This is a genomic window from Parabacteroides sp. CH2-D42-20 (genome assembly GCF_003670185.1).
Taxonomy (GTDB): Bacteria; Bacteroidota; Bacteroidia; order Bacteroidales; family Tannerellaceae; genus Parabacteroides; species Parabacteroides distasonis.
On the sequence record NZ_RAYG01000001.1, the window covers coordinates 298,093 to 322,224 of the forward strand.

The window sequence follows — 24,132 nt, forward strand, 5'->3', positions numbered from 1 at the left end:
AGATTTATGAAGAAATATGTATATACCTTATTATTTGCCTTCTCTTCCCTCTTTATGGCGGAAGCGCAGCAACTATTCGATCTGAAACGGTGTATCGAAACCGGATTAGAGCAGAACTACTCCATCCGTATCATTCGTAACGAGCAACAGATCAGCGACAATAACGCCACCCCGGGAAACGCCGGTTATCTGCCTACCGTAGATATGAGCGGCGGATTCAGCGGAAATATCAATAACAACCGTAACAGCCTGCAAGACGGATCGATCGAGAAGGCGAATGGTATAAACAGCGAGACGGGCAACGTCGGACTAAACGTTAACTGGACGGTTTTCGACGGTTTCGGTATCCAAGCCGAATACTCTCGCTTGAAAGAATTACAGCGAATGGGGGAACTGAACACCCGCATGACCATCGAGGATTTCGTAGCCAACCTTTCCAGCGAGTACTACAACCTAATCCGACAGAAAATCCGTTTGCGTAACCTCCGTTCCACCTTGGATCTTTCCAAGGAGCGTTTACGGATCGTGGAAGAACGGTATTATATCGGCTCCATGTCCCGTCTGGACTTGCAACAGGCTCAAGTGGACTTCAACTCGGATAGCTCCAAGGTATTAAACCAATTGGAGGTCGTGCATACCTCCCGTATCCGCCTGAACGAGTTGATGGCATTAAATAATGTGGAGGAGGAAATCCAGATCAAGGACTCCTTGATCTACCCGAACCCGTTCCTCGACGAGGTAGATCTATGGAAGAATACCCTCGAAGCCAACGCCTCACTCCTGATCGCCCAAAAGAACCAGACGTTGTCTGAGCTTGATTATAAAAAGGTAAAAAGCCGCTATTATCCCTATGTCAAGCTAAACGCAGGCTACGGCTACACGGCAAACTGGACGGAAGTGGGCAATTACGACCTCCAACAACGGCTGGGGCTTAATTACGGCGTGACCATCGGTATGAGCCTCTTCGATGGTTTCAACCGGAAACGTGAGCAACGCAACGCCCGCATCCAAATCGAGAACCAGCAATTGCGCATCCAAGAACTGGAACTTGCCCTGCGTGCGGACATGAGCAACTTCTGGATGGCCTATAAAAACAACCTCGACCTATGGAGCCTAGAGAAAGAGAACCTCGTAGCCGCCCAAGAGAACTACCGGATCGCCATCGACCGCTATAAACTCGGCGAGTTGTCTGGTATCGAATTGCGTGAGGCACAAAACAGTCTGCTGGAAGCGGAGGAGCGTCTTTCCGTGGCGGAATATTCCACCAAGATCTGTGAGATCTCGCTGCTTCAATTAAGCGGGCAGATATTAACCTATATCCGCCCAGAACCGGAGAAAGCCAGTTTCTAAGATAAAGCCAGTGCCACGCTGATGGCATGACTGTGCCACTGCGATGGCACGCTGGTGCCACCGTTATGGCACGGCTGTGCCATCCGCATGGCACAAGTCATTATAACCCCGTTTAATGACTAGAGGCTTATGCTAATTGCGTTTTTTTATGTAAGTTCGCGGTAAATGGCAAGGTCTCATTGCCCAATGACAAAAAGAAATGCAAATACTACCAAAGGTTAATACATTACGAAAAGGATCGCTCTTGTACCGCAGCATCCGTTACCGTAAAGGATTCGGAGTACATTCGCCTTTCGTTTTTAACCTCATCACGAAGGTCATCGAGGAAAAATGCTCCTATTATAGTTTCTATGATATAGAGCTTTTACGTAAGCAGTTATTATTCAGGGAAGGAGAGATCACCTATCCAGACCGGCAGAACAAAGGGAAACGAAAGACCCGTTCCATCAGCGAGATCGTAAAACGGGAATCCATCCGGCCCAAGCATGGCGCCTTATTATTCCGTTTGACAAACTATTTCAAGTCCAAGAATATCCTCCAGATAGGAACCACGATGGGGTTGTCTACCTTATATCTAACCTCCTATGCCACGGGATTGAAATGTATCGCCTTGGAAAATGTACCGGAATTCGCCACGATTGCCCGTCAAGCATTCGCTAAAGAGGGACGTAATCCCGTCGATTTGCGTATCGGTAATTATAAGGACTTGCTTCCCCAAGCCTTAAATGACATAAATAGCTTAGATTTTGTTTTTTTCAACACTTTATATGAACAACATAACAACCTCTGGCTGTTTAATGAATGTATGAAATACGCGCACAACGATACGGTATTCGTTTTTGAGGGAATCAAGGCGAGCCGTAAGATGCGTGAACTTTGGGAAGAGATCTGCGCATGTCCGGAAGTGACGGTCACCTTAGATCTTTACTCGCTAGGGATTATCTTATTCAACAAGAAATTGCACAAACGAGATTATATTGTTTATTTTTAGGATTCAAAACAAGTCAGATATGAAGAAGAGTATTATCTATACCAGAACAGGCGATAAAGGAACCACTTCACTGGTAGGTGGACAACGCGTGTCGAAAGCGCACGATCGGATCGAGAGCTATGGCACCGTAGATGAGCTGAACTCCTTTATCGGATTATTAATCACGGCCTTGAATGATGAGAAAGATACTGATTTCTTATCATTCATCCAGCATAAGCTATTCACGATCGGTTCTTACCTAGCCACGGATCAAGCGACCACGGAATTGAAAATCGAGAGCAAGGTAACACCCGAGAGCATCGAGCGTATCGAGCGGGAGATAGACCGTCTGGATAATGAGCTGCCGAAAATGCACGCGTTCATCCTACCGGGAGGATGCCGCTCGGCCGCCCTCGCACACGTTTGCCGCACCGTTTGCCGTCGTGCCGAGCGACAAATCTATCGCTTGGCCGAGAATTGCCCCGTTGAGGAGCCTGTATTGATATTTATGAACCGTTTATCGGATTATTTCTTCGTTCTGGCACGAAAAGAATGCATAAATAATAACGGTAAAGAAATTATTTGGGATTATACTTGCGTATAATAAATAAAGTCATATTTTCGCGGAAAAATAGAGAACCAAATCGCTTCGGCGGTTATTAATACTTGACAGCTATGTATTGGACATTAGAGTTAGCTTCAAAATTGGAAGACGCACCCTGGCCTGCGACTAAGGATGAACTTATTGACTATGCACAACGTTCTGGTGCGCCATTAGAAGTGATTGAGAATTTGCAGGAAATGGAAGATGAAGGCGAGATTTACGAATGCATGGAAGACATCTGGCCGGATTATCCAAGTAAAGAAGACTTCTTCTTCAACGAGGAAGAATACTAGTTCAATTGAGAATTGGAAATTGAAAATTAAGAAATAGAAGAACGAGGTGGCGGACGATCGAGCTCCCCTGCCTCGTTGTTTTTTTGTGAAAATACAATTTATCCGGATTTGCTGCGTTTGTAGTTACAACGTGAAGTGAATGTTTAAATGAGAAGACGTCTTCTTTCGATCTTGATCCTTTTGTGTACTTGTGCGGGAATCGTACGGGCGCAATATGACGCACGCTTAAGTCAATACTTCATGGCGAAACCGTATTATAACCCGGCCGTGGCCGGAGCTACGGAGGACTTGAATATATTGGCTCTCGCCCGCTTGGAAATGATCGGCGTACATGGGGCACCCAAGTCGTTCTTCATTACCGCGGATATGCCACTCGCTTTAGGCAAGACGAATCATGGTGTCGGATTGGTTGTATTTACCGAGGCGATCGGACTTTTCCAGAATACACATGTAGGGGCGCAATACGCCTATAAGTATAAATTATTCGGGGGAGTCTTGAGCGGAGGTCTGCAAATCGGCTTAGTCAACCAATCGTTCGACGGAACCAAGGTGATAAAGGTTGAGTCCGAATACCATCAAGAGACCGACGCCGCCATTCCTGTAGAGCAGGTCAGCGGCATGGGGTTGGATATGAACTTCGGTATTTACTATACCCATAAACGGTTTTACGCCGGGTTTGGCATGACGCATATCACCCAACCGGAGCTTCAACTGGACGAGAACGCCTATACCTATATAGGTCGTTCACTTAATTTAATGGGTGGATACAATATTCAATTAAAGAATCCGTTGATAGAATTACAGCCCTCGGTGTTCTTGCTGACAGACATGCAAAGTTTTCATGCGGATATTACCGCTAGGCTGGAATATAATAAGATGTTTAATGGTGGTTTTTCCTATCGGGTGAATGAATCGGTGGGCATCATGTTCGGCGTAAAGCTAGGTCGTTTCCATGCGGGTTACGCCTTTGATTTCCCGACCACGGCCCTAGGACGGGCAAGTAGCGGTAGCCACGAGCTATGTGTCAAGTATGCCTTAAAGCTGAACAAGACGAAGACAGGGAAAAATAGACATAAAAGTGTACGTATATTATAGTATATGAAAAAAGTATTATTAGTACTTGTAACGGTAGCCTTGCTTACCTCCTGCGGTAAATCTCTCCGGAGTGCCGGCGGTGAGGTGACAGGTGTCAGATCGGTAGCGTTCAATGAACCAGCGCCGTATGGAATGGTCTTGGTTAAAAGAGGTTCGTTCGAGATGGGTCCCGCCGACAAGGATTCCTTGTGGGGAATCATGCCGGAGACGAAAGGGGTCTCTTTCGACGCGTTCTGGATGGATCAGACAGAGGTAACGAACGCCAAATATCGCCAGTTCGTTTATTATGTGAGAGACTCTATTATCCGTGAACGCTTGGCGGACCCGGCTTATGGAGGCAACGATCTGTTCAAGATCACGGAAGACCGTTACGGGGAACCTGTCACTCCGCATTTGGACTGGAACCGTCCGATTCCTTGGAGACGGGCGAACGAGGATGAGCAACGTGCGATAGAAAGTGTCTATTACACGAATCCCGTTACCGGAGAGAAAGGTTTGGACCCTAAACAAATGATCTATAAATACGAATGGTACGACTATACCGCCGCCGCTCTCCGCAAGAATCAATTGAACCCGGCGGACCGGGTTCGTAATACGGATATTCAGGTAGATCCGAACGAGGTAGTCATGATCTCCAAGGACACCGCTTACATCGATGATGAAGGACGTGTAATCAACGAGACGATCACCCGCCCGTTAAGCAGCGAATGGGATTTCTTGAATACCCGTATCGTCAATATCTACCCAGACGAGAATTGCTGGGTGAACGATTTCAAGAATGCGTACAACGAGCCATATACCCGTATGTATTTCTCTCATCCGGGTTACGATGATTATCCCGTAGTCGGTGTTTCTTGGGAACAAGCGACTGCCTTCTGCGTATGGCGTACGAATTTATACAAAGAATCCTTGAGCTTGCCACCGGGACAATTGGTAGAGCCATTCCGTCTTCCGTCCGAAGGAGAATGGGAATATGCCGCCCGTACAGGTAAGAACGAGAATAAGTACCCTTGGTCTACCGACGAGCTTCAAGACAGCAAAGGCTGTTTCTTAGGTAACTTCAAGCCGGGTAAAGGTAATTATACGGAGGATGGCCATTTGATTACGTCTCGTGTAGGCTCTTTCGCCCCGAATGAGTTCGGGTTATACGATATGGCAGGAAACGTGGCGGAATGGACCTCAACGTCTTACTCCGAGTCTGGCCCGAGCCAAATGAGCGACATGAACCCGGATCTGCGTTACAACGCCGCCAAGAACGATCCCTACGCCATGAAAAAGAAAGTAGTGCGAGGAGGTTCTTGGAAAGATGTCTCACAATTTATCCGTTCGGACATGCGTACTTTCGAGTTCCAGAACGAGAGCCGTTCTTACATCGGTTTCCGTTGCGCACGTACCCAAATAGGATTCTCTCGCTCCAAGGGAAAGAAATAAGCGGGAATTATAAATTTAAAGTTTTGAATCATTTAAGACAATAATACGACGATGGGAAAATATAGAAGATATAAAAACAGACTGGAGATGTTCCTCTCCAGCGAAAGAGGAAAACGAGTATTGAACTTCCTGTATAGTTGGGGTGCGTCCATCGTAATCCTCGGTGCGTTATTTAAGTTATTACATATACCATACGCTAACCAAATCTTGTTCGTGGCGATGATCACCGAGTCTATCGTATTCTTTATCTCGGCGTTCGAGCATCCGAACAAGGAATATCATTGGGAAGATGTTTTCCCCGTATTGAAATCAAAGAACCCGATGGATCGTCCGGATTTCACCGGTACGCCGATCTCAACCATGATCAATTCTACGGATAATGTAGAAGACGATGAGATAGCCGGGGGAATAAATATCGGTTCGGCAGCGTCTAAGGCGAACGCGCAAAGAGGTGGTTCCTTGAATATCGCAGGTAATCTGGACGTGACGGAAGAAGATACCAAGAACTTATCCGAGAGCATCAAGAAATTAAGCGGAGCGGCCGAGCAAATTTCCAAGATGGCGGAATTGACGGAAGCTACCCAAAAATATCTGGAGCAATTATCTGGCATGTCTGAGAACATGGAGCGTTTCAGCCAAGTGACTAATTCGCTTACGAACGTATCCGATACACTGTTGAACTCTTATAAGAGTATCACGGATAATTCCGATGGCATCAACCAAAACTCCCGTGGTTACGTACACCAGATGGAACAATTGAACCGTAACGTATCCGGATTGAATACCATCTATGAGATCCAGTTGAAGAGTATCAGTTCGCAGATCGAATCTATCGAACACATCAATAGTGGCTTGAATCGTATCCGTGAGATGTATGACGGATCGGTGGTAGATAGTTCCGTATTCCGTAACGAGACGGAAAAGATGACTCGCCAACTGGCCGAATTGAACCAAGTATACAGTCGTTTATTGCAAGCGATGACCGTGAATATGGGCTACCAACAACCGGCGCAGCCGCAACAACAACCTCAACAACCGATGTATCAGCAGCCACAACAGCCCGGTTACCAACAGCAATATCAGCAACCCTATGGTTACCAACAGCCACAACAGGCTCCGTATACAAACAACCCAATGAAGTAAAGAAATATGGCAGGAATATCAAATAATCCCAATTCTCCCCGTCAGCGGATGATCAACCTGATGTATCTGGTGTTCATCGCCATGATGGCACTGAATGTGTCGTCGGAGGTGCTGGATGGTTTTGAGTTGGTGGAAGGTAGCTTGCGAACCTCTATCGATAACTCCTCCCGCCGAAACAAGATCGTAGCGGACGAGATGGAAGCTTATTACCAAGAGAATCCCCAGAAAGTGGGTGAGTGGGCATTGAAGGCCCGTGAGGTGAAAAAAGCCTCAGATAGCCTCTATACGTATATACAAGATTTAAAGATCCGTATCGCTAAGGTAGCTGATGGCGAGAATGCCAACGTAAACAGCATCGAGCATAAGGATGATTTGGAAGCCGCTTCCCGTGTAATGCTCTCTCCTGTAAGCGGAGAAGGTAAAAAGCTGAGAGCGGAAATCGATAAGTATCGTATCTGGATGGGCGGCTTTATCGAAGATTCGGCGAAGACTGCCGTATTGGAGGCGAACCTAAGCACGACTCCCCCTCATAAAGCGGGGATCAATACCCGTACTTGGGAAGAGGCCTTGTTCGAGAATATGCCGGTAGCGGCGGCTGTTACCCTGTTAACAAAAATGCAAAGTGACGTTCGCTACGCCGAAGGTGAGGTCTTATCGAACTTATTGAATAGCGTAGACGTTGGCGATTACCGTGTGAACCAGATCACGGCGCAGGTAATCCCGGAAAGCCAGATCGTAATGCGAGGAAGCCAGTACAAGGCGAATATCGTATTATCGGCGGTAGACTCTACGAAACGTCCTACGATCTATGTAAACGGAAAAGAATTACCTTACGAGAATAAAGGAGTCTTCACGGTGAATACCGGAGCTGCCGGGACATTCCCGATCAAAGGTTATATCGAGATGCCGAATAGCGACGGCAGCATCATGCGCCGGGATTTCGAGAGCGAGTATTTCGTGACCGAGCCGACAGCTACCGTGGCCCCGACATTGATGAACGTATTATATGCCGGTATCGCCAACCCGATGCGTATCGCCGTCCCGGGTGTACCGAGCGGTAATGTGACAGCTACCATGACGAACGGCACATTAACCCGCAGCAAGGATGGTTGGGAAGCCCGCCCGTCTAAAGTAGGAACGGAAGCCGTGATCACGGTAAACGCTCGCATGGCGGATGGCCGGAACATAGAAATGGCAAAGACTACCTTCCGCGTGCGTGCCCTCCCCGATCCCCTACCTTATATCGAGTATAAGGATCAAAACGGTAACGTCCGTAAGTTCAAGGGAGGTATGATCGCCAAACGTAGCTTGGTAGAGGCTGACGGTATTCTGGCCGCTATCGACGATGATTTGCTAAATGTAAAATATACGGTATTACGTTTTGAGCTGACTTTCTTCGACTCCATGGGTAACGCTATCCCGGAAGTGGCCGAAGGAACCAACTTCTCCCAACGTCAGAAAAACTATATCCGCAATTTAAGTAAGGGTAAACGTTTTTATATCACCCGTGTAGTCGCGAAAGGTCCGGACGGTATCGAACGTACCATACCGACTATCGAAGTAATCGTAAATTAAGATTCGCAGTATGAAACATCTGTATTACATAGCCGCTTTGGCCGCCACTTTTTTAACAGCGATGCCTCTTCATGCGCAAGAAGAAGTTGAGAACGAAGCTACGCAGCAACAACAAACGCGTCGCCGTTCGCCTCAAGCCAGCCGTGGGGAAAGAAACGATAAGAAAGATACCGGTTTACCCGAACTGACCGTACGGGCCCAAGATATGAACGAGCGTTTGACGCAAGAGATCGGGAACGCTCGCTGGATGCGTATTATCTACCGGCAGGTGGACTTGATGAAAGAACAGAACGCTCCGCTTTATTACCCGACCCGCCCGATGAACGGACAGATGAATCTTTTCTCCGTAATCTTCCAGCTTTTAGGTGAGAACAAGATCAAGGCCTATGAGTATCTGGACGGATACGAGGAGTTTGACGAAGCCCATTTGATCAACTTCAAGGATTTGCTGGATCGCTTCTACATCCTTTATGAGGAGATACCGGGGAGAGCGGGTGAGGAACCGACTTTCGTAATCAATGAAAGCGATATACCTGCAGCCGACGTACGGTCTTACTATGTAAAAGAAGCATGGTATTTCGACCAGAATAATTCCGCTTTTGATGTCAAGATATTGGCGATTTGCCCGATCCTTACCTCTACAGGTGATATGGGAGAGACAACCATGCCTATGTTCTGGCTTCCTTACGAGAATATACGTCCGTATATCAGCAATTCATACATCATGACGTCTAATATGAATAACGCCATGACTTTTACGATGGATGACTATTTCCGTCGCCGGATGTTCGAGGGGGATATCATCAAGACCCAAAACTTGATGAATCTGCCATTGCAGGCGTATTGCCCGACACCGGATTCCTTAAAGAACGAGCAAGCTCGTATCGAAGGTCAATTAACCAGCTTTGAGAAATCACTCTGGTATCAACCGGATACGACTCAAGTAGCGGTAGACAGCAAAGCCGCGAAGAAAGCCAGAAAGAGCGCCGCAAGAGGAAAAGGTACTACAACCAAAGAACCTGCCTCCGAAAAGAAAGCTCCCACTGTCAAGGCTCCGAAAGCAGAAAAATCCGCTCCGGTACGCAGTGTTCGACGCAGAAGATAAAAACGGACTCACGATACGGGTCTGAGCGATAACCGGAAATACGCAACATATGAATAAAGAAATCAAGATTAGACAAGAGCAAGAGAACGACTTTCAAGCAGTAAGGGAAGTCGTGGAACTTGCTTTCCGTGACGTGGAGGACAGTGATCAAAGCGAACCGTACCTTGTAGAACGTTTACGAAAAACGGACGCTTATATTCCGGAGCTCTCCTTAGTCGCTGAATTAAACGGCGAAATCATAGGGTATCTCATGATGAGTAAGGTGGAAATCGTATCAGAAGACCAAAGCGTGATCTCTCTTGGGCTAGCACCGGTTTCGGTGGTACCGAAGTACCAAAGGATTGGCGTTGGTAGCGCTTTGATCCGTGAAGCGCATAAGCGAGCTGGAGAGCTAGGCTATAAATCGGTCGTCTTATTAGGGCATAAGGATTATTATCCGAGATTCGGATATAAAAGGGCGATTGATTTCGGCATTGAGTTTCCATTCGATGTCCCCAGCGAATATTGCATGGTTGTCGAGTTGGCACCGGAAGGACTCAAGAACGTGCATGGAATGATTAAATATGCCAAACCTTTTATGGAGTGAGAACTGTCTGTAATGAAATGAGACGGGACATACCCCATCTCATTTCACCAGATAATCAGATCCTTATTTAGAACCTACCCATGTCCACTTATGCCAAAGACCTTCCAACGGTCCGTGTTTATGTCTTTCAGCCCACCACTTACAGAAGCGTACTTGCAAGAAGAAAAAGGCGATACCGATGAACATGCTGACCGTATAACCGCAGTAAGGAGCCAGATTCAAGCCGATCGGGAAATAGATCAACGCACCAGCAAAAGATTGTGTCACATAATTCGTCAAGCTCATCTTTCCATAAGAGCGTAAGATAGAGGTAAAACGCTTAAAGGCCTCGCGCTGATACAGTAACACAAAGGAAGCCACCAATACGAACGTAAAAGCGAATTTCTGCCACATATCAAACACAACACCTGCCGTCTGGCGCACGATAGCGCTGTCCGCCGTATCCATCAACAATACTTTCAGTTGGTATAAAGGACCGAAAGCGATCGCAGTAATGATCAAGGTCTTTATCCAAAAACGGGAATTCTCCTCCGAGGGGATAAATAACTTTTTGCGCCCGATCAACATTCCCAGCATAAATAACCCGCAGGTCTGTACATACCGGCCGGCACCAACAGCCCAGAGCAAACTAGCCTTTTGTCCTAACGTCACGTTCTGCCAGATGAAATTCCATAAATCCCCCCGCTTGGTATGCTCCGCCATCTCTGAGTACATCTCCCCTACTCCTAAATTGGGTAATTGGTAATCCGGATTAAACAGGCTAGCGATATAATGATACCACTCCACCGGCTGCAATAAAAAGATAATAGCCGTTATCAAGACAGCCTTATCGCTCCATTTACGCACGATAAACAAAACAACGCCCACGATCGCATACAGCAGCAAAACATCGCCTGCCGGATAAAAAGCGGCGTTCAACGTAGCGAAGATCGTCAACAGCAGTAATCTCCAAAGGAAGCGGTAACCGAAGTCTTTTCCCTTCGCCTGCTGGTTCGAATACTGTATATAAAAGGTAAAACCAAATAACAAGGCAAAGATAGAATACGATTTCCCGGCAAACAAAGCGAATACCACCGTAAACACGCCTTCATTCAATACGTTCAACCATCCCGGCAGCGTAGCCGGGTCCGGATAGACCGGATAGATAAAATGTTCCACATTATGCACTAATAAGATTGCCAAGACAGCGAATCCACGTAGCGCATCCACCACCTCTACACGAGGTGACTTAGAGATTGTTGTTTGTTGCATACTATTTATTTGTTGTTTCTGTTAACCATGCTACCTTTTGATTGGACTCATGCGGTTGGCCGATAATATCCGCATAAAGTTCCGGACGACGGGCATTTCGGTAACGATATCCTCCAGCCTGTCTCAATTTCTCAGGGATAGCCGTAGCGATCACGAAATCATCACCCAGTTTACGGCATTCCGCCACGATATCGCCGAAAGGATCCAGAATCATCGAGCAACCGTTCTTGATCTCATTATAATCACGCCCGATCGGATTGGAGAATACCACATATACCGCATTGTCGTACGCCCTAGCGGGAAGCCATTTCATAAGCCAAGCACGTCCCTTCAGGCCATCGAACTCCTGTCGCAAGGAAGTCGGGTCGTTTGCCCGGTTCTCCCATAACATAGGATTTATCAAACCAGCCCCGGGGCGAGGGGAAGGGGTACACATCGTCACGTGAGGCATGAAAATGATATCCGCCCCTAATAAGGCCGTGGCACGGACATTCTCTATGATATTATTATCGTAGCAAATCAATATGCCACATTTCCATCCCTTGATCTCAAAAACCACATATTGATCGCCCGGCAAGATATTCGGATTAATAAACGGATGTAGCTTGCGGTACTTTGCCTTCAAGCCATTGCCATCCACGCAAACTTGCGCTTTATAGATGCGATCCCCATCCCGCTCAAAGAATCCGGCCAGTAGCGTGACGCCAAACTCTTTGGCGATGGCGATCAAGGCTTGCGTACTCTCCCCCGTGGGGATCGGTTCGGCAATAGCCAACAATTCCTCGCGAGACAAGTCCTTGGCAAACGTATATCCACAAACCGAGCATTCGTGAAAAGCCACTACATCCGCTCCCTCTACCGACGCTTTCCGGCACATCTCCCGGATGATAGAAAGATTATACACTTTATCGTTATCCCGTGTCTCGAACTGCACGGTAGCAATTTTTAATGGTTCCATGATATTTTGATTTAATTGGTTTATATATTTTTCGACTAGATTCGCAAAGATAACAATAATATACTACTTTTGCGGGATAACTTTTTCTACCGATCATGAATATCAGACGAACACGACAAGAAGATCTGGCCGAGGTAATGGCTATGTACGATTATGCACGCAGGTTCATGCAAGAGCATGGCAACGGGAATCAATGGATCAACGGATATCCTTCCGAGGAATTGATCTCCAACGAGATCAAGGCCAGCCATAGTTTCGTATGCGAAAATGAGCAGGGCGAGTTAGTGGGGACCTTTTGTTACATCGAGGGAATCGACCCTACTTACCTAAAGATCTATGAAGGCGAATGGCTGAACGATGAACCTTATGCCGTGATCCATCGCATGGCCTCCAACGGTAAGCAAAAGGGGATCTCGACCGAATGTCTAAAATGGGCATTCGCTCATTGCGATAATATCCGTATCGATACACACCGGGATAATATTGTCATGCAAAACTTATTGAAAAAGCATGGCTTCAAGCAATGCGGTATCATTTACATCGCAAATGGTACGGAACGCATCGCTTTCCACAAAATAGTAAACCCAACAAATAAAGAATCATGAAGCATCCTATTGACCTAGAGCATTGGAACCGGAAAGAACATTTCCTGTTTTTCGGTTCTATGGACGACCCTTTCTTTGGGCTGACCACCCAGATAGACGTGACCTCCATCTATAAAGAGGCGAAAGCGGATCATGCCTCTTTTTTCCTCTACTCCTTACATAAGATTATGACAGCCGTTAATGAGGTGGAAGAGTTCCGGTACCGGATCATCGACAACATCCCTGTCTGCTTCGACCGAATCCACGTGGGAACAACGATCGGGCGGGAAGACGGTACATTCGGCTTCGGCTTCTTCGAATATACACCGGACAGGCAACTGTTCCTTCAAAACGCACAGAAAGAGATCGAACGTGTGCAAGCTCTCACAGGCCTTTGCAAAGATAGGGAATCAGACCGGCAAGACTTAGTCCGTTTCTCCCCGGTTCCGTGGATCGCCTTCACGGAGATGAAACACGCTTCCTCTTTCCGTACAGGCGATTCCGCTACCCGTATCTCCACCGGAAAGCTGATCGAGCAGAACGGGCATCGGATGCTCCCTATCTCCGTAACGGCTCATCATGGCTTGATGGACGGCAGACATGTGTCTATCCTCTTAGATCGTATAGCGGATAAAGATTGATAAAACAGCGAGACACCCCCGACAGTCAGCCCAGTACTCCCGGCGGGAGTACCCCAGTACCACGTAGGAAGTACTTCGGTACTTTCATCAAAGTATTCCAGTACTCCTTACGAAGTACTGGGGCAAGTCTATAGGCTATCCAATCGGGCTTATTTACGTACCCGCAAGAAACGTTTGGTCAGGTACCTGCGGACAGGCTCGTCGTATATCCTCAAACTGATATAAGCCAGCGCAATACTTCCGAGAACCAAGGCCAATGCCTCCGGCCATGCCTCGGCAAATGTAAGGTTCTCCTTCTTCACCCACCCAAAATACAAGTATATAAGAGGGTAATGTACCATATACAAAGGATAAGAGATATCTCCCAAGAATTTACAAATACGGGCGGAATGCTTATCGGTTGTCTTCCCGGAGGCCCCCAGATAAACAAGCATAGGGAATATTAGGATCGCACATACAGAATCATAGATACCGTTCATCCATAAAGCCTCACCGTCACCGACATAGGGCATGGAAAGTAAAACAACGATCGCCAAGCTACAAATCCAAAAAGCACCTTTGACATGAATGGGTTTAAAGACGCGCGACATCAACAATCCCATCGAGAAAGAAAATAACACTCGTAAAAAGCCACCGATCAAATTGTACTCTTCCATCGTCCACCCTACACCTAGGTGCCCCGCACCGGAAAAATTGAATATAGCGAACGAAGCCAATCCGATTCCCGCCAAGACAATAAGTGCCGTAAGCGCCTTCGTTGACATCCGACGAATAAACAAGGCATACATAATATTCCCGATATACTCGAAGAACAAAGACCAACTAGGGCCATTTAAAGGAAACATCTCACCATTTCCACGGATCTCAGGCCCGGAACCGGGTACAGCCGGTATCAAAAAAAGGTTGATAAGCAAAGCTAGCATCACCATGGATATAGAGACATGCGTACCATCCCACTTCTCACACCCTTGTATACAAAACGCGATAACTCCCAAAACAGCTCCAAGGACAACCATCGGATGCAAACGGATCAATCGACGTTTGATAAAATCCTTTGTCGTCATGGTTTTCCACCGGTCGTCATAAGCATAACCAATCACGAACCCAGACAGGATAAAGAAGAAATCAACGGCTAAATAACCGTGATTAAATTGTTGATCAATGGGACTCGTAGCAAAGGCTTCGAATACATGATAAAATATAACCATTAACGCTGCGACACCTCTCAATCCATCAAGAAGGTCATAATGAGGTTTTGTGTCCGCAAATGCGGCCGCTGAGATTTTTGAGTTTGACATTAATTGTTTGAGCTTATTTTTGATACTACTATTACTCCTAATTTCCGCAAAAATACAAAAAGGCCCCATCTTTCACGTTATTAGACAGTTCTTTTTTCATTAGTTACACATAAATAAGGTCGCAAAATACGAAGTCCCCAGCAAAGCTTACGCCTGCCGGAGACTTGTTTCTTTATCCGTACTCCATCCTCACGGAGGTACTTACGGACCTCTTAATTTATTACTTTAGTATTAATATTAATCCAACTCCCGCCTGTTCATCCGTCACGGATTACTTGGGATCGAAACCCTCACGGGAATTGTTGATTATCTTATTTCATTATTCCTTTATTGAATATCCTTATTTTACAGCTACTTTCACTGTCTCGTTACCTACCGTTACGAATACTACACCAGCAGGGGCGGCGATAGTAGCGTTGTCGGAAGTAAGAACTGTCTCAGCAACTGTCTGGCCTAATACAGTACGAACGTAAGCAGTCTCGCCTGCGGCACCTTGGATAGTTACGACACCGTTACCGGCTACAACTACGATAGAAGATTCTTTTGCGTCGATAGATTCGTTGGCTGTCGGAACCTCTGTGCCAAGCGTGAAGACCATTGCCTTTTCTGGATTTGTTGTTAAACCTAACATACCATTCAAAGCATATACATAAGCTGTCTTATAAACATCACCCTCTTTGACCTTTCTTTGAGAAGAAACGAAATATTCATCATCTCCCTCCGCAAGTGTGATATTAAATTTGAACGCATCCAATCGATCTGTTGATTTCACGCTCTTGTCATCGTTAAGCTCCTTAACAACCTTAACGGTCTCACCTTTCACGGTAGTAGTGATTGTATCAACCCCCGTAAGGATAGCCGGGCGGAAGATAACCTTCGTCTCAGACTTGCCTGAACCTTCCAAATAATATTTCTCGTCCGTATATTGTTGCGCAGAACCTTCAACGAAATAATGCAAAGAATCTGTCGGATTGAACATGAACATTCTCTCAGCCGGTTTTTCCTCACCTTCAGCCACCTCAATACCCTTAGAGATATAGAATGACGGAGTCTTAGCCTTGCTATCCGCTGTATCTAACCAGAAGATCATGCTTTCAGCGGACAAGATGCCCTCGTTGAAGCCATTCTTATTCAACTGATAGTTGATAGAGCCTAACATATTGTCGAAAGAAGCGTGACGAGGTTTAGCGGCCAATGACGGGTTGAACGGATTAGCGTCCAAAACCTCAACGTTAGCGTAAGTCTTATTAATATCATCAGCAGATTGGTAACGATTGGCCGCATAAGTAATAGCCATAGAAGTAGTATTTACGCTAGCCATTTTTGCACTACTACCAGTTGAGCCATCATAGCTAAGCTTACCGTCTGTTACAGCGCTCACCGCAACTAAAGAATAAGCGCCAGCGGCATTCTTAACAACAGCGAACTCTGTAGCGGCATCAGCAGCCTTATCTCTAGATGCGGCAGCGCCAAGATATTTAGCATCATCACCTTTGGCTTCCGTATAGCGTAAAACATAAGTCGGAACAACCAATGTATCGCCATCAGCCTTCATGACAACCTCTCCCTTATCATTCAAATAAGCGAAAGCATTTGTGCTTATCACATAATCCTCAACACCTTGCAGAGATTTAGTAGAATGATCTTTCGCTCCCTTTATTCTTTCCGGATAAAGAACGATTAAATTCTCCTCTTTGGTTGAAGCCTTCATTGTTTTAGTAGCATTGTCATCAATAGCGTAAAGAGCTTTCTCTCCAAATAACGCGTCCTTACCATTGAATGTCATCTTAAAGCCTTCTGCGATCTGAGTATCCGTGAATACCTTATATCCGTCCGTACGAGTCGTAGCGATCGTGTTGAACTTAACGGAAGTATTGTTTGCTAAAGCTAACGCTGTTGTTACACCCTTATTTGCGGCGATTGTTACATCAGTGCCGTTGTACTTAGCGTTAACTACCTTATAGCCACCTTCAGCACCATTAGGTTGTAAACGTAATACTAAATCATCACCAGTCTCACGGTTTGTCAATGTAAATTCATATTTGCCGTTGAAGCCAGAAACGATCCATTGTGATACCGGCATAGTGAAATCTACGCTATTATAAGCGGCGACACTTAAGCTTGAACCATCAGCAGGATCTATTGTCAAATACTTATGGTACTCAGTTTGTGAATCAGCCTCATCATTCTCACTCTTGGTTGAGCTAGTGAAGTAGATATTAACCACATTCTCAATGTTCTTCTTCAACAATACTGAAGCGTCAAGGTAAGAGTTTTCACCTAGTTGAGGATGGATAGCGGAATATTTCGTTCCTGACATTAGAACAGAAGTAACATAAGTTTTCGTATCAGAAACAGATGGCTTAACAGCAGCTACGTAAACCTTCGTCGCGGCTGTTGTTTGATCTTTTTTCTTATAATCAACAGTCAACGTCAATTTACCATCCTCATTCAATACGTCTTTCGCCGTAATCGTAAAGTTTGCGTTAGAGCAAGAGTCAGCGTTGGCCGTAGCAACCGATCCCTTCATCCAATACAAAGCATATCCCTCATTGTCTTGCTTACCATTGATGTCATAACGATTAGAGGGATCTAAAGCTAAGAATGTAATTTCTTGAGCCGCTGTCAAGATTGCGTCATTATCTGGAGTCTCTGCATTTACCGCACTAACAAATGCCTTAACTTTCTTCGAATCACCTTTCACGAAATAAGTACCGGCAGCCAACTTATTCTCATCAGAAGGTTGAGTTGCCGCAACCTCATCCGTAAATGATACGGGAACAACCTTATCAAACAAATTTCCAACCAGTTCATTCGTTGTATAATCGAATGACAATGTTGTGCCATTTGAATTATAGTCATTCAAATAAGCGGCATCAATACCCTCTGAGCAAGAGAATGCTTTCAAGCCAGTCTTTACTTCTTTTGTAGGTACAGTTACTGTATACAAACCTGAGAATTTCAACTTGCCCTCTGATACAGCGAACTTAGCATTCAACTCAGAAAGATTCTTGTCGGTAGCGGCAGTCAACGCATTACCGTCTTTACCGGTAACTACTTGATAAGCCACACCACCAACATTAGCCCACAACTCAAAAGAGTTAGATGAATAATTACGGATAGTAAATACGACTCCTGTAGTTGCATTACCATCAGCATCACCAAAAGAAATAACCTTCTTTTTGTCCTTTGTCGTAAGAACATCTGTAACCTTCAACAATTCATTCTCAGACGCACCTAGATAAAAGCTCATTCCATTAGCAAGAGCCGTCTTATTCTCGCTATAGGAAATTACGGTCTTAGCCGTAAGATCAGTAGCGGCATACGCAGCATTAAAAGCAGGTCCACCTAGCAGTAAACCAGCTGTTAACAAGGTAAAAATCCTTTTGTTCATAAACTCAAAATTTAATATTAATAATAGTGTTAATTAAAGTCCATCCCGTCGTTTAGCACCCTTGTTTTACCCGAAAACGACTAGTCTAAACGATCGTCTAGATCTTGCGTTTTTTAAGGGGGTAAAAAGAATGGTTCGTGAAAGGAATCGGCTGTTTCGTAACGGATAGCCTATTTGATTGATAAGAAAGAGGATAAGGGGTGAAAAAAATAGCTCAGAAGGGTTGCAAGTATCGAAGAAACGCGTACCTTTGCAAATGACTAAAAGAATCGATCGTTTAAACTAGTCGTTTCTATCCCATAAAAGATTGTCAAACATCAAGGTTTTTAACTATATATAATGTACAGGCGTACATTAAAATAATGTAAACCTATCAAAGCATAAGATCTGAATCAAGCTTCCTCTTTGACACAAAAGTATTGATAGTACCGCTAGCTTCGAGTTATAGGTATTTTATAGGCTCACCCGATAATCATTGGGGATATCTTCAGGCTCATCTATATTTCAGCCGGCAGCCTAAGATAAGTCGGCCAACAGATGAGATCATGAGATAACTATTGCCATATAAATCGCTGTCTTATAAACTATTAACCAACAGGCCAACTCACTTGAGAAAGGCTTCCCAAGTGAATAACTAACCACTTCCAGACTCGTAAGCTTACGGCTACCCCCAGCCGTAAGTTATTCACCTGACAAGGCATAAATTATACATTAAGCGTCTCTCCCCCGATGGTTATCGGGAAATGGCAGAGGAACTATAGATACAAGTGGCCCATTTGTCTTTTTGACAACTTGTAATCTGAAGTCCCGGAGAAACGATTATTCCGTACCCAAGTGCGTCTCGCTTCCAAATTCGAGAGAAAAAAACAGCAATTCTCTGTTTGATAGCTATTTGCTAAAAAACGGCCTTTCGTTCCAGCCGAAATAATTCACCCTAGTTCATGTTTTACGGTCGTTAGGCGGTAATAATGCCCAACGCTACCGTATGTGAGGGCCGATGCCTATATATGTGTAGGCTTACGCCACTATATGTGTAGCTTGACGCGGCTATATGCGTGGGTTGACACTGCTATATGTGTGAGTTGATACAGCCATATGTGTAGGTTGATACGTATATATTCGTTAAAAAGCGACGCTTATCGTGTTAAAAAGCGGTTGTGGCAGCTTGTTCGCGCTCCCCGTTTACGCTCGTTGGCTTTTATAGCCAGAGAGCCGTGTCGTAAAAAAGAAGGTATTTCAATCAAAAAGATACCATTCATCGCATTAAGCTGACATCCGCAATTCTTGTCTTATCCCTTTGAATTAAGTCTGTCCCCAATAAATATCGGGTGAGCGTTTACTTGATTAATATTGGTAATATATGAATGATGAATCTACAGAAAAATATCTTGAGGCAACGATTCGTCAGCAACCACGTCACTGGCTCATAGACAAAAAACGAAACGGCAGACATCTCCGCCGTCCCGCCCAAAAGAGATAGCCTTATCTCTGTTTGTACACATGTCAAGGTTGGTTATTTACTGATATCAGGGCCTATATAAACCCTGTTTTTCATATCGTGCGTAAACATAAGACTTTTTTTCGACAAAAGAGCAGATTCCTTCTTCTTTTTGGGAATACATGTTCTAAACATGCCACACTACCTCTTGGCTACTAGCGTGAGCTTCTATTATAGAGGAACTATGAAAAAGCATTTTACATCAAAACATAAAGCTAAATCCTTTCTTCTGCGAAGCATTGAACCGTTCAATCTCCAAAGAAAGGGATTTCTTTAACTGATTAGCCATAAATATTAAGAAAGACCTGCGTATGATGCAAATTGCTTTCAGTCGTTTTAAGGATTTTCTGAAAGAACAGTAGCCATTATATGAATGTAACATCAAGCCCGAACTTATTACTAAAGATATGATGGTTCTGTTTGTAGACTATTTGCAATCCCGTAGCGTTGGCGAGGGAGCAAAAAGTATCTATCAGCGTTTCAAGAAAGTGATACGCTATGCCATCGAACACGATGTGATACTGAAAGACCCGTGTAAAGAAGTAATTTGCAAGGTAGACGACCAAATGTTACGGAAAGATGTGCTTTCACTGGAAGAAATTCAGGCTCTTATCAACTGCCATTATGAGAATGAGAACTCAATGGTAAGACGTGCCTTTATCTTCTGCCTATATTGTGGTTTACGCTTCTGTGATGTGAAAGACCTTACATATAAGAATGTAGACTACTCAAACAAGCTATTGAAGTTTGAACAAAACGGTGAAGACCGTGCAGCCTATGGTGAGCAACTCTTGAAGAAGCTGGAAAAACGACTGAATACCAAAGGGCTGAATGAACGTCGATTCCGGGAGTTCAGACGTTTGTATCTTGTTTATCCACAGTTGAAAGAAGAGGTTTTAGGCTATGTTATGTCGGGTTCGGGAATTCGGCGGTCAGTAACCGCCAAATTGCAAGTGGTTTCAGAAATAGCAAATAATGACTGGAAATTGGCTGCAGAAAAGCTATTTAACAGATTATCTTCTACGCATTTGAATGCAATATCTGCTATTGACAATCCTATTAAACGTGCCTTTTATGAAATGGAAACGATTAGGGGATGCTGGACTGTAAAAGAACTGGAACGGCAGATTGATTCATTGTACTACGAGCGTAGTGGATTATCTAAAAACAAAGAAGCTCTTTCTGCATTAGTACAGCAACAGGCAGTTCAACTACAGCCTGCGGATGTAATAAATACTCCCTTGACCTTAGAGTTCTTAGGGTTAAATGAACGGGCATTAGTTACAGAGAATGATTTAGAGCAAGCCATCCTTGATAATTTACAAAAGTTCCTTCTGGAAATGGGACACGGCTTCTGCTTTGAAGCTCGCCAAAAACGCATACTGATAGATGAAGATTACTTCTTTGCTGACCTCGTTTTCTATCACCGCATACTGAAACGCCATGTCATAGTGGATTTAAAAATTGACAAATTCCACCATGAATATGCATCCCAACTGAATATGTATCTAAACTACTTCAAAGCAGAAGTAATGCAGCCCGATGATAATCCACCAATCGGTATTTTGCTTTGTACTGAAAAAGGAGATACTTTAGTTCGTTATGCCACAACAGGATTAGACCCAAATATTTTTGTACAAAAGTATAAAATCCAGTTGCCCAGTGAGGAAGAAATCAAGAGATTTCTTTCAAAGGAGATAGGCTAACAACTTTCAATAAAAACAAAGGTTTAGTTCATTTTAGATATACAAGAGAAATGGACTAAACTTAATCTGTAACCTTTTCATTATAAAACCTCAAAAATTCCATTTCACCCACCTGCTTTAAAAATTTCTGATTTTCAATAAAGTCTTGCCCATACTTTAACCAACGTTTTGTAAAACCTTTGAACTTAGTGCAAGGAAATAGATGACATTGGTAGCAGTGTGTTATTCCTTTCTCAACGCAACACAGGTAAAATGTTCTACATTTTTCACAGCGGGTTTTGTTTTCCTCTGCTCCCTGACAATTTTTTTCATCTCGTGTGTAGCTTGGACAACCGCCACAGAACACACCACAAGCAGGAATACGACCATGATATGGTTTTATTACAGATAAGGTTTTTGCCATCCAAAAATTAGTCAAATTCAATTTATTTGCCTGTCGTTTTTGTTCCTTCTTCACCACGTATTTTTGCTTCTCAAAGAATGGACGAGCAGTTAGACTCACTTCTGATGTGATTTGTATAATACCTTTTGTAATAGCATATCGTTCTATTTCTTCCAAAAGCATAGTTGCAATGCCTTTGCCTTGAAAGTCTGCGTGAATGAACATAGAGTGCAGATAGCCTTGCGGCGTAATGGATGAAAAACCTACAATCTGAGACAGTTGATTAACAGCCACAATAAAATAGTGAGTCTTTATCATTTCCTCTATATTGGAAAGATCATCTCCGCATGATGCCCAATCTTCAACTTCATCCTGTGAATAATCACGCCTGTTTACTACAAGCACGGTATTCTTATATAAATCTCTCAGTTCAGCACTATCAGATTGTTGCGCTATTCTGATTTTAAAGTCCATTTTCATCTTTGGTTTTGTATCTTTTCGTATAATACCTTATTATCATTAAGGGTTAAAACATATATCTGTTTTTCCGAATTATCGTTAAATGCTTCTTCTTCAAAACTTCCAAACTTGTGAATAATATCAAATCCAGCCCGTTCCAGATATGAATCCAATTCTTGAGGGAAAAACATCCTCATGTCCAAATTCTGGATTGAATGAAACTCGCCATTGATAAAATAGTGCCATTCGATGCGATTGATTTGGGTTGTACTCTCATAACGCATTGTTTGTTTTATCAACACATCCCGTCCATCATCCGTTGTATATTCGGCAATTACTGCCTGCACTTTTTCGCTCTCGACAATATACTGGATGTTGGGATTAAAGCAATCTAACAGAAATAAGCCTCCTACTTTGAGATGATTTCTAACGCATCCTAACGCATTGAATAAATCTTCGTTTCTGTATAAATGGTGGATTGAATTAAATGGAATAAAGATTAGGTCGAATTTTTCTTGCAAGTCGAGCATTCTAATATCTGCTTCTATGAAATCAATCACTAATTCTGCTTCGATAGCCTTCATCTTTGCTTGTTCGAGCATTGAGGGTGTGTAATCTACTCCGCAAATGCTGTATCCATCTTTGGCAATGGGGATCGTAAGTCTGCCTGTACCACAGCACAGTTCAAGTATTTCAGCCTCCTTATTTTTCGGTAGCCACTTTTTGTAGAATTGCAAATCAAATAGAAAGGTATTTAATCCATCATATATATTTGCATCATAAATCAACTCACCAACCTTGTAACCTATATTCATTTATATTCTCCAATACTCATTGTTTCATGTTTATATACCAAACTTATTTCTATTCTCTTTCGTGTCCGGATGGATATGCCATAGATTAACCTTATTTTCCTTTATTTCTGCAACCCAAATAGCATGAACATTATTTAGAACCTGATCTGAACAAATGGAATATCCCTGCATAATAACCATAGAACCATTTACTGTTACGCTCTCGAAAATGTTTCGATATCCCGGATAAAGTCTAAAAAACGGCTTCCATGCCTTAACTATATTATCAGATTTTCCTACAATTCGATTGTTTGCCATATCAATAAAAATATGATTTTCAGTCATTAAACTGGATAGTGCGTTAATGTCAGCCCTACTGATACATTCATTAAATTGCAAGGCAATAATTTGGGGGTCTATCATTATCTCTTCTTTGCTATATTTATCATTATTACCCCATTCGGTTTTAAGCTGCGCATAAATTATATCATCTACCCAATCCCCACGCAAATAATAGCTCTCCTTAAAGTGAGCTTCCTTTCTGAACCCCAATCGCTCTATTAACTGGATAGAAGCTGTATTTCTCGGATCGACTGAGGCTATAATCCGATGTTTATCGAGCGTTCCAAAAAGATAATCAACCATTGCTTTCAATGCTTCTGTAGCATAACCTTTTTTCTGATAATCTTTATGTAGCGTACATCCAAGTTCAGCCTGCATATTGTTGTGATTGGTAAAGCTGATTCCCATATCACCAATTAACCTGTTTTCATCTGCAAGAATAATGGTAAACTGAAAACATATATTGGCAATATCCATTGTCGCCGGCATATTGCTAATATAATCACGGACTTCTTCAACTGAATCAGGGAACCATCCCTGATACTTATTTTCCGCAAAGTCAGAACGGTAAGAAAAAATGCTTTCTGCATCTTCCGGTTCAGCAAGCCGTATGATTAATCTTTCTGTTTTAATGGGATATTTCACCTTGTTGTTTATAAATTCATGAGTTGAG

20 protein-coding genes and 1 pseudogene are annotated in these 24,132 nt (G+C 43.9%); 14 read left to right on the forward strand and 7 right to left on the reverse strand.

Features of this window, described 5'->3' with window-relative positions:
• The first annotated feature begins 6 nt into the window (after positions 1–6).
• The 10 genes from D7V92_RS01115 (at position 7) to D7V92_RS01160 (ending at position 10,152) form a co-directional block, all read left to right on the forward strand.
• A complete protein-coding gene (locus D7V92_RS01115; RefSeq protein ID WP_036618744.1) occupies positions 7–1,350 on the forward strand; it encodes a TolC family protein in 1,344 nt (447 codons plus the stop codon).
• 199 nt (positions 1,351–1,549) lie between these two features.
• On the forward strand, positions 1,550–2,341 hold the full coding sequence (locus D7V92_RS01120) for an O-methyltransferase (protein ID WP_121772094.1): 792 nt from the start codon (positions 1,550–1,552) through the stop codon (positions 2,339–2,341).
• 19 nt (positions 2,342–2,360) lie between these two features.
• Positions 2,361–2,924 (forward strand): cob(I)yrinic acid a,c-diamide adenosyltransferase, encoded by a 564-nt coding sequence (locus D7V92_RS01125; protein WP_005859850.1) that lies wholly within the window; start codon positions 2,361–2,363, stop codon positions 2,922–2,924.
• Positions 2,925–2,995: 71 nt separating this feature from the next.
• On the forward strand, positions 2,996–3,217 hold the full coding sequence (locus tag D7V92_RS01130) for a DUF2795 domain-containing protein (RefSeq protein WP_005633363.1): 222 nt from the start codon (positions 2,996–2,998) through the stop codon (positions 3,215–3,217).
• 147 nt (positions 3,218–3,364) lie between these two features.
• Complete coding sequence (locus tag D7V92_RS01135; RefSeq protein WP_008777736.1) at positions 3,365–4,312, forward strand: type IX secretion system membrane protein PorP/SprF; 948 nt, start codon at positions 3,365–3,367, stop codon at positions 4,310–4,312.
• Between the two features lie 3 nt (positions 4,313–4,315).
• A complete protein-coding gene (locus tag D7V92_RS01140) occupies positions 4,316–5,743 on the forward strand; it encodes an SUMF1/EgtB/PvdO family nonheme iron enzyme (protein WP_005859855.1) in 1,428 nt (475 codons plus the stop codon).
• A gap of 51 nt (positions 5,744–5,794) precedes the next feature.
• Entirely contained in the window at positions 5,795–6,886 is a 1,092-nt protein-coding gene (gene gldL, locus D7V92_RS01145; protein ID WP_008772938.1) for a gliding motility protein GldL, read from the forward strand.
• A 6-nt stretch (positions 6,887–6,892) separates the two neighbouring features.
• A complete protein-coding gene (gene gldM / locus D7V92_RS01150) occupies positions 6,893–8,461 on the forward strand; it encodes a gliding motility protein GldM (protein WP_009016568.1) in 1,569 nt (522 codons plus the stop codon).
• A 10-nt stretch (positions 8,462–8,471) separates the two neighbouring features.
• Positions 8,472–9,566, forward strand: coding sequence for a gliding motility protein GldN (gldN, locus tag D7V92_RS01155; protein WP_121772095.1), 1,095 nt, complete (start codon positions 8,472–8,474; stop codon positions 9,564–9,566).
• Between the two features lie 49 nt (positions 9,567–9,615).
• Positions 9,616–10,152, forward strand: coding sequence for a GNAT family N-acetyltransferase (locus D7V92_RS01160; RefSeq protein WP_121772096.1), 537 nt, complete (start codon positions 9,616–9,618; stop codon positions 10,150–10,152).
• A gap of 63 nt (positions 10,153–10,215) precedes the next feature.
• Here D7V92_RS01160 and D7V92_RS01165 read toward each other — a convergent pair whose 3' ends face one another.
• Together D7V92_RS01165 and D7V92_RS01170 are read right to left on the reverse strand one after the other, a co-directional pair.
• The gene (locus D7V92_RS01165) at positions 10,216–11,403 is read right to left on the reverse strand and encodes a DUF418 domain-containing protein (RefSeq protein WP_005863273.1); all 1,188 of its coding nucleotides are present in this window, start codon (positions 11,401–11,403) and stop codon (positions 10,216–10,218) included.
• Position 11,404: 1 nt separating this feature from the next.
• Positions 11,405–12,361: a nitrilase family protein gene (locus D7V92_RS01170; RefSeq protein ID WP_121772097.1), complete on the reverse strand. Its 957-nt coding sequence runs from the start codon at positions 12,359–12,361 to the stop codon at positions 11,405–11,407.
• 95 nt (positions 12,362–12,456) lie between these two features.
• Here D7V92_RS01170 and D7V92_RS01175 point away from each other — a divergent pair, with 95 nt between their 5' ends.
• Together D7V92_RS01175 and D7V92_RS01180 are read left to right on the forward strand one after the other, a co-directional pair.
• On the forward strand, positions 12,457–12,966 hold the full coding sequence (locus tag D7V92_RS01175) for a GNAT family N-acetyltransferase (RefSeq protein WP_008779105.1): 510 nt from the start codon (positions 12,457–12,459) through the stop codon (positions 12,964–12,966).
• A complete protein-coding gene (locus D7V92_RS01180; RefSeq protein ID WP_036618767.1) occupies positions 12,963–13,586 on the forward strand; it encodes a chloramphenicol acetyltransferase in 624 nt (207 codons plus the stop codon). Before D7V92_RS01175 ends, D7V92_RS01180 begins: the two co-directional genes overlap by 4 nt.
• A 149-nt stretch (positions 13,587–13,735) precedes the next feature.
• Here the strand turns inward: D7V92_RS01180 and D7V92_RS01185 are convergent, their stop codons facing one another.
• Entirely contained in the window at positions 13,736–14,884 is a 1,149-nt protein-coding gene (locus D7V92_RS01185) for an acyltransferase (protein WP_121772098.1), read from the reverse strand.
• 340 nt (positions 14,885–15,224) lie between these two features.
• A complete protein-coding gene (locus D7V92_RS22655; protein ID WP_121772099.1) occupies positions 15,225–18,278 on the reverse strand; it encodes a DUF6383 domain-containing protein in 3,054 nt (1,017 codons plus the stop codon).
• Between the two features lie 1,794 nt (positions 18,279–20,072).
• Here D7V92_RS22655 and D7V92_RS22350 point away from each other — a divergent pair.
• Together D7V92_RS22350 and D7V92_RS01195 are read left to right on the forward strand one after the other, a co-directional pair.
• A pseudogene (locus D7V92_RS22350) lies at positions 20,073–20,534 on the forward strand (phage integrase SAM-like domain-containing protein); the annotation flags it as partial.
• A complete protein-coding gene (locus tag D7V92_RS01195) occupies positions 20,517–21,482 on the forward strand; it encodes a PDDEXK nuclease domain-containing protein (RefSeq protein ID WP_233572773.1) in 966 nt (321 codons plus the stop codon). The pseudogene D7V92_RS22350 and the gene D7V92_RS01195, both read left to right, overlap by 18 nt.
• 61 nt (positions 21,483–21,543) lie before the next feature.
• On the opposite strand, the gene D7V92_RS01200 is transcribed toward D7V92_RS01195, so the two are convergent.
• The 3 genes from D7V92_RS01200 to D7V92_RS01210 are packed head-to-tail and all read right to left on the reverse strand — an operon-like array spanning position 21,544 to position 24,104.
• The gene (locus D7V92_RS01200; RefSeq protein WP_008777733.1) at positions 21,544–22,344 is read right to left on the reverse strand and encodes a GNAT family N-acetyltransferase; all 801 of its coding nucleotides are present in this window, start codon (positions 22,342–22,344) and stop codon (positions 21,544–21,546) included.
• Positions 22,341–23,138, reverse strand: a complete 798-nt coding sequence (locus D7V92_RS01205; protein ID WP_121772100.1) for a class I SAM-dependent methyltransferase — start codon at positions 23,136–23,138, stop codon at positions 22,341–22,343. The genes D7V92_RS01200 and D7V92_RS01205 overlap by 4 nt, the downstream gene beginning before the upstream one ends.
• Positions 23,139–23,168: 30 nt before the next feature.
• The gene (locus tag D7V92_RS01210; RefSeq protein ID WP_233572771.1) at positions 23,169–24,104 is read right to left on the reverse strand and encodes a GNAT family N-acetyltransferase; all 936 of its coding nucleotides are present in this window, start codon (positions 24,102–24,104) and stop codon (positions 23,169–23,171) included.
• Between the last annotated feature and the right edge of the window lie 28 nt (positions 24,105–24,132).

Bases quoted from the DNA above. Each gene is read 5' to 3' on its own strand.
- D7V92_RS01180 (WP_036618767.1), top strand. From the start codon at position 12,963: ATGAAGCATCCTATTGACCTAGAGCATTGGAACCGGAAAGAACATTTC.
- D7V92_RS01165 (WP_005863273.1), bottom strand. From the start codon at position 11,403: ATGCAACAAACAACAATCTCTAAGTCACCTCGTGTAGAGGTGGTGGAT.
- D7V92_RS01125 (WP_005859850.1), top strand. From the start codon at position 2,361: ATGAAGAAGAGTATTATCTATACCAGAACAGGCGATAAAGGAACCACT.
- D7V92_RS01170 (WP_121772097.1), bottom strand. From the start codon at position 12,361: ATGGAACCATTAAAAATTGCTACCGTGCAGTTCGAGACACGGGATAAC.
- D7V92_RS01135 (WP_008777736.1), top strand. From the start codon at position 3,365: ATGAGAAGACGTCTTCTTTCGATCTTGATCCTTTTGTGTACTTGTGCG.
- D7V92_RS01160 (WP_121772096.1), top strand. From the start codon at position 9,616: ATGAATAAAGAAATCAAGATTAGACAAGAGCAAGAGAACGACTTTCAA.
- gldL (WP_008772938.1), top strand. From the start codon at position 5,795: ATGGGAAAATATAGAAGATATAAAAACAGACTGGAGATGTTCCTCTCC.
- D7V92_RS01115 (WP_036618744.1), top strand. From the start codon at position 7: ATGAAGAAATATGTATATACCTTATTATTTGCCTTCTCTTCCCTCTTT.
- gldM (WP_009016568.1), top strand. From the start codon at position 6,893: ATGGCAGGAATATCAAATAATCCCAATTCTCCCCGTCAGCGGATGATC.
- D7V92_RS01185 (WP_121772098.1), bottom strand. From the start codon at position 14,884: ATGTCAAACTCAAAAATCTCAGCGGCCGCATTTGCGGACACAAAACCT.
- D7V92_RS01130 (WP_005633363.1), top strand. From the start codon at position 2,996: ATGTATTGGACATTAGAGTTAGCTTCAAAATTGGAAGACGCACCCTGG.
- D7V92_RS01175 (WP_008779105.1), top strand. From the start codon at position 12,457: ATGAATATCAGACGAACACGACAAGAAGATCTGGCCGAGGTAATGGCT.
- D7V92_RS01120 (WP_121772094.1), top strand. From the start codon at position 1,550: ATGCAAATACTACCAAAGGTTAATACATTACGAAAAGGATCGCTCTTG.
- D7V92_RS01205 (WP_121772100.1), bottom strand. From the start codon at position 23,138: ATGAATATAGGTTACAAGGTTGGTGAGTTGATTTATGATGCAAATATA.
- gldN (WP_121772095.1), top strand. From the start codon at position 8,472: ATGAAACATCTGTATTACATAGCCGCTTTGGCCGCCACTTTTTTAACA.
- D7V92_RS01200 (WP_008777733.1), bottom strand. From the start codon at position 22,344: ATGAAAATGGACTTTAAAATCAGAATAGCGCAACAATCTGATAGTGCT.
- D7V92_RS22655 (WP_121772099.1), bottom strand. From the start codon at position 18,278: ATGAACAAAAGGATTTTTACCTTGTTAACAGCTGGTTTACTGCTAGGT.
- D7V92_RS01140 (WP_005859855.1), top strand. From the start codon at position 4,316: ATGAAAAAAGTATTATTAGTACTTGTAACGGTAGCCTTGCTTACCTCC.